Source organism: Thermostichus sp. OS-CIW-20 (assembly GCF_054061455.1).
In genome coordinates this window covers 1-15,542 of sequence record NZ_JBSSEF010000047.1, presented here as the reverse complement: position 1 = coordinate 15,542, position 15,542 = coordinate 1, and the positions used below count along the sequence as shown (strand labels likewise).

The window sequence follows — 15,542 nt, the reverse complement described above, 5'->3', positions numbered from 1 at the left end:
AAGACTTCTTTACTACTGATCAATCCATCCTCCTTCCGAAGTTGGTTTGCTAAGTGCTGCTATTGTACCCCTTGAGCCCTTAACAGGCTGTACCATAAACCGCTTAGCTACCTCCCGGATTGTTCTCCCGCTTGGTATGCAGCTACAATTCTTTGCCGTAAATCTAAGGAATGTGTAGGCATCTCTTTGTCCTCTCATTTTTATGGCTTGTATCCCATAATAGCACAAAAGACTGTAATTTGGTATTGTACATCAATCAAACTACAATTGGGTCATGTCTTTGCCCCCTTGGTTGCATTGGCTGGATGAGTGTCCGAGTACCAACACTTGGGCATTACAATCGCTGGACAGATTAACTCAAGGGGATGTGGTTTTTACCCCCCGACAGACGGCAGGGCGAGGACAGCAAGGGCGTTCTTGGTATGCGCCAGCAGGCGTTTTAACCGCTTCGTTTGTACTGCAACCGCTTGCCCCCCCGGAATTGCCCTGGTTGAGTTTGGCAGCAGGCTTGGCGGTGATCTATGCGGTGGAAGATTTGATGACTTTGCCTGCCCTGGCTCTGGGCATCAAATGGCCAAATGATGTGCTGCTTTGGGGGCGAAAGGTGGCAGGGGTGCTGTGTGAAGCCCGGTTTCCTCAGGCGGTGGTTGGGGTGGGGCTGAATCGGCAGGTAGATTGGCCACAGGTGTTGGCAACGGAATCCATCCATTTATCCCCGGCACAGGTGGCGAGTCTGTCGGAAGTGAACGATGCGCCGCCGGAAGTGATGCCCTTGTTGACCAAATTGCGGGATTACCTTTTGCAAGCGCATGGGGTGATCCGGCAGAAGGGTTTGACCGGGCTTTTGCCCCAACTGCGCCAGCGGGATGTGCTGTACAGTTGTCCTTTGGTTGTCCATACGCCCGATGGGATGATCAGCGGGATGGGAATGGGGATTGACGCCTGGGGACGCTTGCAGGTGCAACGAGCAGATGGAACGATGCAAGCCTTGGCCGCCGGGCGGGTGGTGCGCTGGGAACCCTCACGTCGCCGGGATGAGTAAAAGAATTATTTGCCCTGCCGTAACCGCTTGCCCCGGCTGACAGAGAATCTGGGCGACAGTGCCATCTGTGGGGCTAAGTACCTCAATTTCGGTTTTCATCGCTTCAAGAATGACCAACTTTTCCCCGGCATGAACCACGGCTTGCGGGTGTACCACCACTTGCCAAACCGTACCGCTGACTTCCGCCCGCACTGCCACCTGCCCTGGAGGGATGGGAATTTCCGTCGGCTCTAGTGGGGCCGTCACTGCTTCCGCAGCGGGGCGGTCAAATTCGCCAGCCGCTACCCACCGCTCTCGCTCTGCTTGAAAGGCGTTTTGCTGTTGGGTTTTGAAGGCACGAATGGCATCCGCATTTTCTTGGAGAAATCGTTGATATTCCCCCACATGAAACGTTTCCTCGTGGATGTCCAGTTTCACCCGTCCATAGATCACATCCTCTCGGTAGCGCTGGAGTTCCGCCCCAGTGACCGGGAAAAAACGAATTTGGTCAAAAAACCGCAGCAACCAGGGCTGGGTAAAATCGGCAGTCCGGTAATAGCGATTCCACACAGGCACGGTACGCCCCACCAACTGATACCCCCCCGGCCCTTCCATACCGTAAATGCACAGGTACGCCCCGCCAATCCCCACCGCATTCTCCGGTGTCCAGGTGCGAGCCGGATTGTATTTGGTTGTGACCAGCCGATGCCGGGGATCAAGGGGTGTAGCCACCGGTGACCCCAGATACACATCCCCCAGCCCCAGCACCAAATAACTCGCCCCGAACACAATGTCATACACCTGCTGTACGTCCGCCAACCCGTTCACCCGCCGGATAAATTCCAAATTGCTCGGACACCAGGGGGCATCCGGTCGCACCGACTGCATGTATTTAGCAATAGCAAGCTGGATGGATTCATCATTCCAAGACAGGGGCAAATGCACGATGCGGGTGGGTACGACCATCTGATCCACAGCCGGTAGTTCCGCCTCTGCCGCTGCTAGGATATGTAAAAGTTCAGAACGGGGTAACTGTTGGTTGTCGTAATGCACTTGTAGCGAACGAATGCCGGGGGTCAAGTCAATAATGCCGGGGATGTTTTGCGCTTGTAGCCAGGTCATCAACCCATGCACCCGGAACCGTAAGGTCAAATCCAGAGTTAATGGCCCGTATTCAACCAATACATATTTGTCCCCCGCTTGCCGGTAGGTAACCCCCACCGGATGGGCATCCGTCATCTGCTGCAAGATGGGTTCTGTGGCCACCGGTACGGCTGGGATCGGGGGTAGGGGTTCCAGGCGAGCTAATTCCTGTTCCTGTCGCTGTTCCCAGGCACGGGCCGTCGGTTCATCAATGGGAAAAAACCGCACCCGGTCTCCCGGTTTCAACTGCCCTACTTTCCACAATTCCGCCTGCACAATCGTCGCCGGACAGACAAACCCCCCCAAGCTCGGCCCATCACACCCCAAGAGGATCGGCATATCGCCGGTAAAGTTAATCGTGCCAATGGCATAGGCGTTGTCGTGGATGTTGGAAGGATGTAATCCTCCTTCTCCCCCATCGGGTCTGGCCCAAGTTGGCGCTGGCCCTATCAGCCGAATCCCCGTGCGGGCCGAATTGTGATGCACCACCCAGGCGTGGCTCAACAGCATCTCCATATCCTGCGGGGTAAAAAAATCCGGTGCCCCGTGCGGACCCACCATGACCCCGATATCCCAGGTATCAGTGTATTGAGGAATGAGTTCGGGGGGCAAAGCTGCGGGTTGATCTTGTCCATCCCAGGGCGCCAGCGGCAACACATCCCCCGCCCGCAACGCTCTACCGCCATGCCCGCCAAACTGCCCCAGGGGAAAGGTTGCCCGACTGCCCAAGTACTCCGGCACCGGTAGCCCCCCCTGCACCGTGATATAGGTGCGACACCCAGGCCCCTGCACGGCCTTCAGCGTCAACACGCTCCCTGCCCGTACCGTCACCGTCTGCCAGTAGGGAACCGGTTGGTCATCTAAAGTTGCTGGCATCATGGCCCCGGTCAAACAAATCCGGGTAGGCGCATTAAACCGCAACGTCGGCCCTGTCATCGTACATTCCAGCCCAGCCGCCCCCAGGGGATTACCCAGCAACCGATTGCCCCAGCGAAAGGCCAGGTGATCCATCGGCCCGGAAGGCGGCACCCCCACATTCCAATATCCCAACCGCCCCGGATAGTCCTGCACGGTGGTAAAGGTACCGGGTGCCAACACGTCGATTGTCTGAGGCTGATAGGTGAATTGGGCAAGAAACTGGGTACTCACTTCGCCCCGCTGAAACTCCGGGGTCGCCACCACCTGTTGCAGGTACTCCAGATTGGTTGCAATCCCTGCCAGAGTCGTCTGCGCCAACACCGTTTGCAACTTTTGGATCGCCGCTGTCCGGTTCTCCCCATGCACCATCGCTTTCGCCAACAGGGGGTCGTAGAACGGGGTCACCTCACTCCCACTGCGAATCCAGGCATCCCACCGGGCACCCTCAGCCAAATGCACGTGGGTCAGCACCCCACTACTGGGTTGGTAATTTTTGTGGGGGTCTTCGGCGTAAATCCGGACCTGGATGGCATGACCCTGAGGCCGGTGGCAATAGCGGTCGAAAAAATCCCGTTCCCCAGCAGCCAAACGTACCATCCATTCCACCAAGTCAATGCCGCAGACCAATTCGGTAACCCCATGCTCTACCTGCAACCGGGTATTGACCTCCAGGAAATAAAACTCCCCCGTTGTCCCATCCACAATAAATTCCACCGTGCCCGCCGACTGGTACTGCACCGCTTCCCCCAACCGTTGCGCCGCCTGGTATAGTCCTTGCCGCACCGATTCCGCTAACCCCGGCGCTGGCGTTTCCTCGATCACCTTTTGGTTACGTCGTTGGCTCGAACAATCCCGTTCCCCCAGGGTCAACACCCGTCCCTGACCATCCCCAAAAATTTGCACCTCCACATGGCGGGCCACAGAAATATATTTCTCCAGAAACACCCCCCCGTCCCGGAAATTGGCCTGGCTCAGCCGTTGCACCTGGTCGTAGGCCGTTGCCAATTCCGCCGCATTCTCGCACCGACGCATCCCAATCCCCCCACCCCCTGCCGTACTTTTGAGCATCACCGGGTAACCGATCTGCTCTGCCGCCGCCTGCGCCTCTTCCAGACTATTTAATAAAGGCGTGCCGGGAACCAGGGGAATGCCTTGACGGGCAGCCAGATCACGGGCAAGGTGCTTGCGACCAAACTGGCGAATGTGCTCTGGCTTAGGTCCAATAAACACCAGCCCCCGTTGCAGACAGGCAGTGGCAAAATCCGCATTTTCGCTAAGAAACCCGTACCCCGGATGAATCGCCTCCGCCCCCGCCTGCACCGCCAAATCCAACACCCGGTCCCCTTGCAGATAACTTTCGCTGGCCAGTGTCCCTCCCAACGCCAGAGCCTCCGTCGCCGCGTCCACGTGGGGACTATGGCGATCCGGTTCCGAGTAGATGGCAACACTGGCAATCCCCAACCGGTTTAACGTGCGGATGATCCGTAGGGCAATTTCCCCCCGATTGGCGACCAATACTTTGGCAAACATCAGCCCTCCGCATCCCAAATTAGCAACCGCACCGGCGTGGGGTGGTAGGCATTACAGGGGTTGTTGATCTGGGGGCAATTAGAAATCAACACCAGCACATCCATTTCCGCCCGCAAATCCACGTACTTCCCTGGCTCAGAAATTCCATCTACGATTTCCAAGCGGCCATCTGGGCCCACTGGCACATTCATAAAGAAATTGATATTGCTCACCAAATCCCGCTTGTTCATCCCGTACTGGCTCAACTCCAGCAGGTAATTTTCCACACAGGCGTGCAGATGCTTCTTATGCAACCCGTAGCGCACCGAATTGCTCTCCATACTGCACGCACCCCCCAAAGTATCGTGACGGCCACAGGTATCATTGAGCACCGTCATTAGCACATTGCCCGCATTGGACATCAACTGCGTCCCCGCCGTGATAAAGATATTCCTCTGACGCACCACCGTATCCGGCGCACTGTAGCGCTCTGAAGTATCGGCGGCATTGTAAATCAGGGTGTCCACCGCCTGATTCCCCTCTAAATCCACAATCCGTAAAATCTGCCCCTTGTACACCACCTTCGACCAGGGCTGGCGGGCAGGCAATTCGTAGTCATAAATCGCCTTGGCCGGGTCCAGCGTCGGGGTCGCCATTGCCATCGTCGCCATACCGTTTGTACCTCCTGAAAAGAAGTTAATGCAGAAATTAGTACAAAACAATTACATTCCCTAGAGAGCGTAATGGGGAGCTAGCGGTCGTTGCCGCCACCAGGTGTCCGTGTTGATGAATCCCCGCACTACTTCTTCGTTGGCTGTGCGGCAAGGGTCATCGGGGCCAGGCTCCGGGGAACGCCACACCGTCAGTTGGATAGGCTGCGGTCGGTACACCGTATCCGGGTGCAGGACATGGGGACAGTTGGCAATCACCACCAGCACATTCATTTCCGCCCGCAAATCCACGTAAGCACCGGGTTTAGCCGCTCCGGCATCGTACTGTAAATCCCCTGTTGGTGTCACCGTTACCCGGCTAAAGAAATTCACATTCGGCATCAAATCCCGGCGGGACATCCCCCACTTGCCCAACGCCCGCAGAAACTGATCCTGGGCATTGTGAAAATCCTGGCGACCGTGAATGTCCGTGCCGATGCCCCCATGCCCGTACTTGGCCCGATTGCTCGCTGCCGTACTGCACCCGCAGATTAGGTCATGGCCGTTGGACGTATCCGCCGTGATGGAAAACAAAATCCGTCCCATATCCGAGTACAGCACCATCCCCTGGCGCAAAAAGGCACTGAACTGGATTTTGGCCGTATCCGCCACATTCAGCCGCTCCATTGGACGGTCCGCGTTGTAGCAAATCATCGCTACCCCCTGGGACCCCCCCAAATCCGTAATCCGTAGGGTCTGCCAGCGGGGAATCACCCCGTGCCAATAGCCTCCCCCCGGCACCTTCTCCGACCAAACCACCAATTCTGCGGGAATATCTGTCTCGCACACCGTTGCCACCATACCTGTACCTCCTGCGTGGGTTACCAAACGACACAGCCCAGGAGATGATGCGACCTAGCCTGCCTTTCAGACTAACCGTACGACCTCCCGGGCTTTTATCCCGCCGTGTAACCGCACCCGCTAGGGCAACGGCCTGCTTCTCTTGGACCAGCCGCAGCAGTCACCACCGCTGCCGGAACCCTAGAAGCTCTCCTGATGGCTGCTAAACCCATCCTAACCCACCCCCTACAAAAAACAGTTACTTTTGTTACTTTTTACAAAAATTTACAACCTGTTCGTTTAGTTTTTTTCCTAATATATGCCCAGCAAATTTTAAAAAGTGTATCCCAAGATACTGTTTTTCCCAATTTGGTTTGGGGATGCTTAAGCCGTACAGGGAGCATTGGTCTTGGGGGGTGAAGTCCTCACGATTTCTCACTCCTTTCCCTGGTGAGGAACAGTTCGGTTCCGGTTCATTTTTTGGAGTTTACGGGTGGCATGAGATGGCAATCCCACGCCTGGAAAGGGCTGTTGTTTGTGTTGGCAATAGTATTTACCGTCAGTTGTGTCCGTCCTGGGGCAGAGGATCAAACTCCCACGGTACGCCTGGGTTTTAGTGCGTGGCCGGGTTGGTTTCCCTGGCAGGTCGCTCAGGAGAAAGGGATTTTTGCCGCCAAAAATGTGCAGGTGGATTTGAAGTGGTTTGACAGCTATTTGGACTCCATTAATGCCCTGACGGCCCAACAGTTAGATGCCAATTCTCAGACCCTTAATGACACCATTAGTGCCGTAGCTGGTGGTGCGGATCAGGTGATTGTTTTGGTGAATGATAATTCGACGGGCAATGACAAGATTATTGTCCGGGAAGGGATTAATACCATTGCGGATTTGCGGGGGAAAAAAGTAGCTGCCGAAGAGGGCACAGTGGATCATTTTCTCCTGCTTTTGGGGATGGAAAAAGCGGGATTGAAACCTTCAGATATTACGTTTGTGCCTATGGAAACAGGGAAAGCAGCAGCAGCATTTGTTGCCGGACAAGTAGATGCGGTGGGAGTGTTTGCACCTTTTACTACCCAAGCCCTCAAACGTCCGGGCAGTAAGGAATTATTTAGTTCCAAGGATTTTCCGGGAGCAATTTCGGATCATTTGGTGTTTACCCGTAGCTTTGTAAATGAGCATCCCGAACAGGTACAGGCAGTAGTAGATGCCTGGTTTGCAACGACGAAATTTCTGGAAACCAATCCCGATGAAGCCATTGCCATTATGGCCAAAAAAGCTAATGTTTCCGTGGAAGAATACAAGCAATATGCAGGCGGCACTCGCATTTTTACAGTACAGGAAAATATCACTGCTTTTCAACCTGGCAATGATATGTCCTCGTTGCCCTTTGCCGCTAAAAAAATCAGTGCCTTTTTGACGCAAGTTGGTTTAGCGAAAACGCAGCCGGATTTGAGCAAATTGTTCGACGACCGGTTTGTGAGAGCTTATGCCGCCCGTGTCCAAACCCAAACGTCCCCCAGTACAAGGAACGCCCATGATCGACCCTGACCGTTCCCAGCGCATTCGTGACCAGTTGCAGCCCCGGCGGTTGCGCCCGTCCGTGTTTTGGCGGCTGGCTGAGGACATTCCCCCCCGGTTGTACTGGCGGTTGGCGGCGCTCTCTATCCTGTTCCCTCTGCTGGTGTGGGGGTTGGTGACCTGGGTGGGGGCCGTGGACCCAAAGTTTTTGCCCTCGCCGGGACAGGTGGTACAGGCGGCGATTCGTCTGGGGCGTTCGGGAGAGTTGTGGCAGGATACCTGGGCGAGTGTGGGGCGGATCGGGGCCGGGTTTACCCTCTCGGCGTTGGTGGCAATTCCGGTGGGATTGGTGATGGGAAGTTTTGCCAGTGTGCGGGCGTTGCTAGAACCCTTGTTTGGGCTGATGCGCTATATGCCTGCTCCGGCATTTATTCCCCTGTTGATCTTGTATCAGGGGGTGGGAGAAGCACCTAAGGTGACGCTGATTTTTATTGGCACGTTTTTTTTCAATGCGCTGATGGTGATGGATACGGTGAAATTTGTGCCCAAAGAGTTAATTGAAACCACTTATATGCTAGGCGGAAATCGAGTAGCGACGGTGATGCAAGTGATTTTTCCCCACGTGCTGCCGGGGATTTTGGATGCCTGTCGGATCAATTTGGCGGCGGCTTGGCAGTTGGTGATTGTGGCGGAATTAGTAGCGGCAACCGAGGGGTTGGGGCGACGGATTAGTTTGGCAGGCAGATTTTTACGGACGGATGAAATTTTTGTGGGCCTTATCGTGATTGGCCTGATTGGATTGGTGTTGGATTTGTTGTTTCAATATTTGGTGCGCTTGACCTGTCCTTGGGCGGATACCAAATGAGTTTTTCTATTGCTAATTTGGAGGTTCATTCATGTTTTTACAGGTGCGACAGTTGAGCAAGCATTTCCCGACCAAGCGGGGTACGTTGGTAGCCCTGGAAGATATTAATTTCTCAGTGGCTGCCGGGGAGTTTGTCTGTGCGGTGGGGGCTTCGGGTTCGGGTAAGTCCACTCTGTTGCGGCAGATTGCCGGGTTGGATCAGCCGACGCGTGGTGGGGTGTGGATTGATGGGCAGCGGGTGACCGGGCCGGGGGCAGACCGGGGGATCGTTTTTCAGCATTACTCTCTGTACCCCTGGATGACGGTGCAGGAGAATGTGGAGTTTGGCCTGAAATTGCACGGGATTTCCCCCCGGGTGCGGCGGGAACAGGCGCAGTATTACCTGGAGGTGGTGGGGTTGACGGCGTTTGCCCAAGCGTTGCCCCGGCAGTTGTCTGGGGGGATGAAACAGCGGGTGGCGATTGCTCGAGCGTTGGCAACCGAACCACGAATTCTGTTGCTGGATGAGCCGTTTGGGGCGTTGGATTTGCACACCCGGGAAACCATGTATGAATTTATGGTGCAACTGTGGCAGCGTACCCGTCTCACGGTGTTCATGATCACCCACGATGTGGAAGAGGCGGTATTTTTGGCCAACCGGATTTTGGCGTTGAGTGCTCGTCCAGGGCGCATTTGTCGGGAGATACATGTGGAATTGCCGGATCGGAGTTTGGGGGTGATGGCCATCAAACGCCATCCAGCTTTTCATGACTACCGGGATGAATTGGTGCGCATCCTGCGGCAACAAGGACGGGCGGATGCCCCTGCTCCGGCGTTGGTGGCTTAGGCAGCGGTGCTTGTCTAGGCGTTCCGGTTTCTTCATGCCCTTCCAGTCCTGAGACGGTTGGGTTAGGGCCTACGTTGACTACCCTGCCGCTTTGGTAACTTTTGGGGACGATGGATGATCCTGAGCCTTGATTTGCAATCCTTGCGCCAGGCGTACAGCACGGGACAGGTGACCCCGGTGGACGTTGTGGAAACGGTGTACGAACGGATTGAACGCTATGCTGACCCGGCGGTGTGGATTCATTTGGTGCCCAAGGAGGAAAGTTTACGGCGGGCGCAGGCGTTGACCCAAACCAAACTGCGCCAGTTACCCCTGTACGGGATTCCCTTTGCCATCAAGGACAATATAGATTGGGCGGGGGTGCCGACGACGGCAGGGTGTCCCAGTTTTGCTTATGTGCCCAAGGAGTCGGCGACGGTGGTGGCAAAATTGCTGGCTGCCGGGGCCATACCCATCGGTAAAACCAATATGGATCAATTTGCGACGGGGTTGGTGGGTACTCGTTCGCCCTATGGTATTTGCCGCAATCCCTTTGACCCGGAGTACATTCCGGGGGGGTCGAGTTCCGGGTCAGCGGTGGCGGTGGCGGCGGGGTTGGTGAGTTTTAGTTTGGGGACGGATACGGCGGGTTCGGGGCGGGTGCCAGCGGCGTTTAACCAAATTGTGGGCTTGAAACCGACCCGGGGTTACCTGAGCACCCAGGGGGTGGTGCCCGCGGTGCGGAGTTTGGATTGTGTGTCCATCTTTGCCCTGACGTGCCGGGATGCCGAGGCGATTCTCCAGGTGGCTGCTGGGTTTGACCCGCTGGACCCGTTTTCTCGCTCGCCCCAGTGGACGGATCAACCGCCGGGGGTGCGGGTGGGAGTGCCGCCTAGGGAGCAGCTGGATTTTTTTGGGAATCAGGCGGCGGCAGACAATTACCAGCAGGCGTTGACTCGGTTGGCAGGGTTGGGCTGTACCTTGGTCACGGTGGATGTCCTGCCGTTTTTGGCGGCGGGTGATTTGTTGTACGAGGGGGCGTGGTTGGCCGAACGCACGGCGGCAGTGGGGGAATTTCTCCGCCAGTCTCAGGTGGGGGTTGACCCGGTGGTGCGGCAAATTATCTTGGCGGGTGAGGCCATTTCTGGGGTGCGGGTGTTCCGGGATATGTACCGTCTGGCGGCGCTGAAACGGGAAACCGAGGCGCAATGGGCGGAGATGGACCTGCTGGTTTTGCCGACTACGGGGACGATTTACCGGGTGGCGGAAGTGCTGGCCGATCCCATCGCCCTGAATCGCAAGTTGGGACGGTACACCAACTTTGTCAATTTACTCGACCTGTGTGCTTTGGCAGTACCAAACGGCAGACAGCCCAACGGTTTACCGACCGGCATCACATTCATTGCACCAGCGGGGCGAGATCAATGGCTGTGCCACTGGGGACAACGGTATCAGGCGGCGCTGGGGGGAACGTTGGGAGCCACAGGGATTGCCTATGACCAGGTGTGCTCCTAACTACACCGATTGGCATGACTAGTGGGAGTTCTGTACTGACACCCCGTCCACGATTTAGGTTTACCTCCAGATTATTGGATGAAAACGGTGGACGTAGGCTGTCCAACCGGCGACGGTATGCCCCCAACAGGGCAGTCCGCAATTCGCTTGAGACCACTTGGTACACCCGCTCTCGCTCGGTTGTCCCCGGGCGGGCAATCGCTTTTGGCTCTAACCCCAGCCGCCGCAATAGTTTGTTGACGATATGCACCCCGGTCTGCTCTGGCTTGATGTGCAGGTGCAGGTAGCGTTCAATTAAACGCCGGTGTTGCAACGCCAGTGCCTTTATCTCCTGCACCAACGGGGTTTGGTTGCTGTAGGTCTTGTCCAGCAGTTCCAAGACCCGTAGTGCCTGGATAAGCACAGCGCAGATGGTGCCCTTGGGCAGTTTGTGGATGCCCTTGAGGGTTTGGTTGTGCAAAATCTCCCGCACTTTGTAAGCATCCTGGAGTTTCACCAGCTCTGGGTTTTCGGCGTGCACCTGCAACTTCACCCCCTTGATAAGGGCACTGTAGTTCTCCACCACCGCTTGCAGGCAGATACCCACATCGTTGAAATCCACCCCGGGAAAGTCCTGTTGCAACAACACCTTTCGGGCACGGTAGCGGTTCGCCAAACTGCACTGGGATTGCAGGGTTTGCTGTGCCCAGTCCACCGTGTGCTCTGGCTCCAGGTGGGCGTTTGCCAGGTTTTCCGCTTCCTGGTACTCGATGGCACGGTGCACGGTTTCCATCAATTCCCTGATTGGGGCATCTGGCACCAGGGCTTGGTAGGTGACTTGATGTCCGTCCTGTTGCAATCGCTGGACTAGGTAGTCCAAACTCGCCCGCCGCATGGCACTGTGAACCGCATAGGATTGGGCGTAAAACTCGAATATCGCCGTTTGGATGCGCTCGGTTGCTTCATCCGGGATGTCCAGTAAATGACTCAACCCCAGCCATTGGGTGAGTGCCTGGGCTTCCTTGCGTAATTCCCGCCCAATCGCCTGGGGATACAAACTACTCTCGTCCGAGTCGGAAAACACCACCGGCGGACAATAGATATGACGGGGCACGGCAGGACGGAATCGCCCCAACAATTGCAGATGAATATCCGTGGTGCCGGAAGGGAAATAACCCCACACGGAATGGAAGTAGGCTTGTTCTGGCGGCAGACCCCCCTGGATGCTCACCCCCGATTTCACCGACGGGGAACAGATGAGTATATCCGGTTGCTGGTCTTGTAGCCATTGGTCGGGGTCCTCAAAAAAGGCGGTGAAGGCACTGCCCTCGTTGGTATCCGAATCAATCCGCACCACCTTTAAGTGGGGGAGCATCGCCTGCACCATCCCCTCAAGCCTCTGCCCCGCAAATTTGGAACTACTGACAAACATCAGCTTGTGACCTGCTGACAACTGGGCAAGCAATTCGGCGAAAAACCCAGACTTGTGCTGGCTACAACCGGTGTACAAGGTGACCTGCCAGGGTTGTTGGTGTTTCCTATGCGTAAACAGCCGCACCGTCTCTTTTTTGCTCAGCACTTTGAGCAGGTCGAGGGCACGGTCGGGCAAATTGGCTTCGGAAGCGACGATGGCTTTGGCACTCTGCGCTAGTTCGACAAACCGACAATTAATCCACGACCAACGCTTGCCCAAGGTTTGCCCCCGCACCAGGTGTTCCAAAACCTGGTTAGCCTCGTCCAGCACCAATAAGATTTGCTGTCGCCAGACCCACTCCGGGAGCCGGTGCAGGGAATCGGGGCACAACACCAACCCCCCTGCATGACGCATACAGGCTTCCAACCCTTTTTGCCCCGCCTCACTGTTGGGAAAGCTGTGGATGTGGGGCAAGCCCCAGTGCTTTGCCGTTTGTTCCCCCAAACTGTTCAAAGGAGTCAGCACAATCACAAAATGCTCCCGTTGGGCTTTCCAGGCGGAGACCCAATCCTGACCAATGCGATAGGTCTTGCCACTATTCATGGGGGCGCATAGCCCGTGAATGGCATGACTCGACAAAGCGGGCAATTCCGGCAGATAGGCACCCTCCGTATGCCGTTCCACCGGATAGGTTAATTTTTGTAAAGATTCCAGGCGGGTCAAAGCTGTTTCCACCGCCTGTTCCCGGTTGAGTTGGCGGATGTTGCGGGTGTTGTCCAACAGGGTGCCCAACCACTCCCAGCGGTGTTCCGGGGCAATCGTGAACAGTACATCATCAACGCCTTTGCCGAGGGTTGGTTCCCAGGTGACGGCACGGAAATCACAACCGTGGCGGGTGAAGGCTTGCCCCAGTTTCACCGCCTGCTTGAACACATTTCTACGGGTCTTGGGGGCGCTGTCCTGGTCAAAAAACAGGAAAATCCGGCGTCCCTTCTGGGCAAAGGGCAATAACTCCGCTGAAAGCTCATCTGTACCTTTTAACCGCCACATGGTCACCCCCCGGATGGCAATGGCAGGCAGACTTTGGGCAATGGCGGTTAGGGCTTTTTTGGGTCCCTCGTGAATGGACAAGGGGATGGCGGGATTGGCTAAAACTGCCTGCCAGAAGGGTATATCCCGGCGAATGCTCACCCCAAATCGCTGTTCAATGAGTTGGATGTATTTTTCTGGGACGACGGGTAGGATGGGCGTGCCTTTGGCACCGACGGGCGTTTCATACTTGATGACCTTCTGTTTTTGGCTAATGCCGGTGCCCTGGGTGACCCTGCGGGGGCGAAAGGGTTTGATGACCGGGATGCTCCCCTTCTCCCCGTCGAGCGTCTGCCCGTAGCAGACCCAAGCACCCCCCGCCGCTACCGTTTCATATTTGGCGAGGATTTTCTTGACTGCCTGGGTGCAATACTGCTGGCTGTGACCGCCCAACTGGCTGAGGGCAGGCCCCGTCAATTCCTCTAATAAAGCTGTCCCGCTGAGTATCTCGATATTGGCGAGGGTCAGGTCATCGGGGATGGCGGATGCCCGAAACTCCCGCAGTACCGGCTCGGGTAGGGCAGGTGCGACAACACTCTCTATGGTTTGGGGAACAGTTCTGGAAGCTAGCATCACTGGTGACTGGTCAGGATTTTTGCCTGCGTCACGTCACCACTGCGAAAAGATGCTTGCTTATGCTATATTTGGGCTAACACCTAAAACCCCCGCTAAGAGGTCGGTGTTTCGTTAGCAAGCCCTTGTCGTAGTGGGCGCGACTTCAGTGGGAGAGAGTGTCTGTACCAGACCTAATCTCTTCCCCCTATTTCAAAGAAATCTTTTCATCGCCTCGCTCCTTGTTGATACGAAATGCTAAATATTCTTTGACAAACATTATCACATCCTCCCGGTTCACCGCAAAAAGACTACTACCTTTTTCATAGCGAGCTGACAAGACCCTCACTGACCCAAAGGTTTCATACAATTCCTCCCGATGTTGTGCTAAACGGCTGGGCTTCCAGATCACCAGGATGCGGGGCAAAGGTCGTTTGGCAGCGCGGGAAGTCCCGCCGAAAAATGGGCGGTAGTGTTTTTGCAACCAGACAACGTGTTGCATTAAAGTGTCAACCGGGTCTAAAAGAATTGAGCGTAAACCCTTGTCATCGGGCTTTTTTTGGAAGAATCTTTGCCGCTTTTCATTAAAAACCACCTCCGCATCCCCATAAGAACGGATGCCAAGCAAAAAGAAGTGCTTGCCGGGAAACCGCAACAAAGGATCCACTGGCTCGTTAGTGGGATGTTCTACCAGGGCAGTCATTTCTAGCCCTTGACCTTTGAACGCCTCATCCAACTCCTTCATCAACTCTACGAGCCGCCGCACCTTCTCATAGCGAACCCCCTGGCGCCAGCCCAACAGCAAAAACAGTAGGGATAGAGGTGTACTAAAGGGGAGGGAGGCTACCCCCGCCGCTTCTAGGACTGCAAAAATGCGTTCCTCTCTGAGTTTGGCATCTTCAATCTCACGGATGGCAAGATGCGTTTCCTTGGGAATGGTAACGTCCCCTATCTGCTCCAAATCCTGCAACGCTTGCTCGAGGGTGCGGATGACCCGCTGGTTATCAATCGGTTCGGGATACTCCCGCCACTCCGTTGGTGCCTTGGTTTTCCCAACCTGCGAAGCGCCCATGGATAATGGTGAAGATAAAGTAATATGCTCCCTATCAATTTTATCGAAAAACTATCATAGACTTGAATAGCAAGGTTACGGCTACGCCACATCAGAGGATGAGATGGGCAACAATATTCGCAGAAAGTATCCAGGTTGTTTCAACTAATTTACAGTCTTTTCAGAGATTTTGGGGTATGGGAGAGTTGTCCATACACCGATGGAAGGGATTCGAGTTGTACCCTGTAATCAACAAAAAGACTGTATGCCAGTGTCCTAGGCGTTGTTCCTGCACAAATTCACTCTTGGCTTTTTCACTGCGGAATGTCTTTTTTTAGAGTGATTTTATGCTTTTTCAAGAAAGAATGCAAGGTGCTAATACTCACATGGATTCCTAGCCTTTCTCCAATAATCTCAACATATTGCCACAAACACTTATCTGGATACTCTTCAACAATGGCTAAAATCTCAACTTTATTTTGTTCTAAAATTCCAACTCGCTTTGTCCCTACTTTTTTAGGTGTTAAGTCTTGAGTCTGTTTATACTGTTGTACGAGGCGATGTACTGTCCTTTTAGTTACAGCCTGTTAAGGGCTCAAGGGGTACAATAGCAGCACTTAGCAAACCAACTTCGGAAGGAGGATGGATTGATCAGTAGTAAAGAAGTCTTCAC

At 55.1% G+C, this 15,542-nt stretch carries 10 protein-coding genes, 2 pseudogenes and 1 riboswitch; of the genes and pseudogenes, 5 read left to right on the top strand and 7 right to left on the bottom strand.

What is annotated here, in order from left to right; translation table 11 throughout:
- Positions 1 to 90: 90 nt before the first annotated feature.
- Positions 91 to 182 (bottom strand): annotated as a pseudogene (locus tag ACVWXC_RS12660) (IS630 family transposase); the annotation flags it as partial.
- Between the two features lie 92 nt (positions 183 to 274).
- Between ACVWXC_RS12660 and ACVWXC_RS12655 the strand changes: the two are divergent.
- Positions 275 to 1,042: a biotin--[acetyl-CoA-carboxylase] ligase gene (locus ACVWXC_RS12655; RefSeq protein ID WP_457393115.1), complete on the top strand. Its 768-nt coding sequence runs from the start codon at positions 275 to 277 to the stop codon at positions 1,040 to 1,042.
- On the opposite strand, the gene uca is transcribed toward ACVWXC_RS12655, so the two are convergent.
- From uca to ACVWXC_RS12640, 3 genes are all read right to left on the bottom strand, one after another.
- On the bottom strand, positions 1,022 to 4,612 hold the full coding sequence (gene uca, locus ACVWXC_RS12650; RefSeq protein WP_457393112.1) for an urea carboxylase: 3,591 nt from the start codon (positions 4,610 to 4,612) through the stop codon (positions 1,022 to 1,024). The two genes, ACVWXC_RS12655 and uca, sit on opposite strands and share 21 nt — an antisense overlap.
- Complete coding sequence (locus tag ACVWXC_RS12645; RefSeq protein WP_457393118.1) at positions 4,612 to 5,253, bottom strand: urea amidolyase associated protein UAAP2; 642 nt, start codon at positions 5,251 to 5,253, stop codon at positions 4,612 to 4,614. The genes uca and ACVWXC_RS12645 overlap by 1 nt, the downstream gene beginning before the upstream one ends.
- A 69-nt stretch (positions 5,254 to 5,322) precedes the next feature.
- Complete coding sequence (locus ACVWXC_RS12640) at positions 5,323 to 6,102, bottom strand: urea amidolyase associated protein UAAP1 (protein WP_457393109.1); 780 nt, start codon at positions 6,100 to 6,102, stop codon at positions 5,323 to 5,325.
- A gap of 82 nt (positions 6,103 to 6,184) precedes the next feature.
- Positions 6,185 to 6,297: riboswitch (guanidine-I (ykkC/yxkD leader) on the bottom strand.
- Positions 6,298 to 6,579: 282 nt separating this feature from the next.
- On the opposite strand from ACVWXC_RS12640, the gene ACVWXC_RS12635 reads away from it, so the two are divergent.
- The 4 genes from ACVWXC_RS12635 (at position 6,580) to atzF (ending at position 10,784) form a co-directional block, all read left to right on the top strand.
- On the top strand, positions 6,580 to 7,629 hold the full coding sequence (locus ACVWXC_RS12635) for an ABC transporter substrate-binding protein (RefSeq protein WP_457393106.1): 1,050 nt from the start codon (positions 6,580 to 6,582) through the stop codon (positions 7,627 to 7,629).
- Positions 7,616 to 8,464: an ABC transporter permease gene (locus tag ACVWXC_RS12630; RefSeq protein WP_457393103.1), complete on the top strand. Its 849-nt coding sequence runs from the start codon at positions 7,616 to 7,618 to the stop codon at positions 8,462 to 8,464. The genes ACVWXC_RS12635 and ACVWXC_RS12630 overlap by 14 nt, the downstream gene beginning before the upstream one ends.
- A 31-nt stretch (positions 8,465 to 8,495) precedes the next feature.
- Positions 8,496 to 9,290 carry an ABC transporter ATP-binding protein gene (locus ACVWXC_RS12625; RefSeq protein WP_457393100.1) on the top strand — a complete coding sequence of 265 codons (795 nt, stop codon included), beginning with the start codon at positions 8,496 to 8,498 and terminating at the stop codon, positions 9,288 to 9,290.
- 114 nt (positions 9,291 to 9,404) lie between these two features.
- Complete coding sequence (atzF, locus tag ACVWXC_RS12620) at positions 9,405 to 10,784, top strand: allophanate hydrolase (protein WP_457393097.1); 1,380 nt, start codon at positions 9,405 to 9,407, stop codon at positions 10,782 to 10,784.
- On the opposite strand, the gene ACVWXC_RS12615 is transcribed toward atzF, so the two are convergent.
- The 3 genes and pseudogenes from ACVWXC_RS12615 to ACVWXC_RS12605 all read right to left on the bottom strand — a co-directional run.
- Positions 10,669 to 13,839 carry a plasmid replication protein, CyRepA1 family gene (locus ACVWXC_RS12615; protein ID WP_457393094.1) on the bottom strand — a complete coding sequence of 1,057 codons (3,171 nt, stop codon included), beginning with the start codon at positions 13,837 to 13,839 and terminating at the stop codon, positions 10,669 to 10,671. The two genes, atzF and ACVWXC_RS12615, sit on opposite strands and share 116 nt — an antisense overlap.
- Positions 13,840 to 14,026: 187 nt before the next feature.
- Positions 14,027 to 14,890, bottom strand: a complete 864-nt coding sequence (locus ACVWXC_RS12610) for a hypothetical protein (protein ID WP_457393091.1) — start codon at positions 14,888 to 14,890, stop codon at positions 14,027 to 14,029.
- Between the two features lie 250 nt (positions 14,891 to 15,140).
- Positions 15,141 to 15,450: pseudogene (locus ACVWXC_RS12605) on the bottom strand (IS630 family transposase); the annotation flags it as partial.
- Between the last annotated feature and the right edge of the window lie 92 nt (positions 15,451 to 15,542).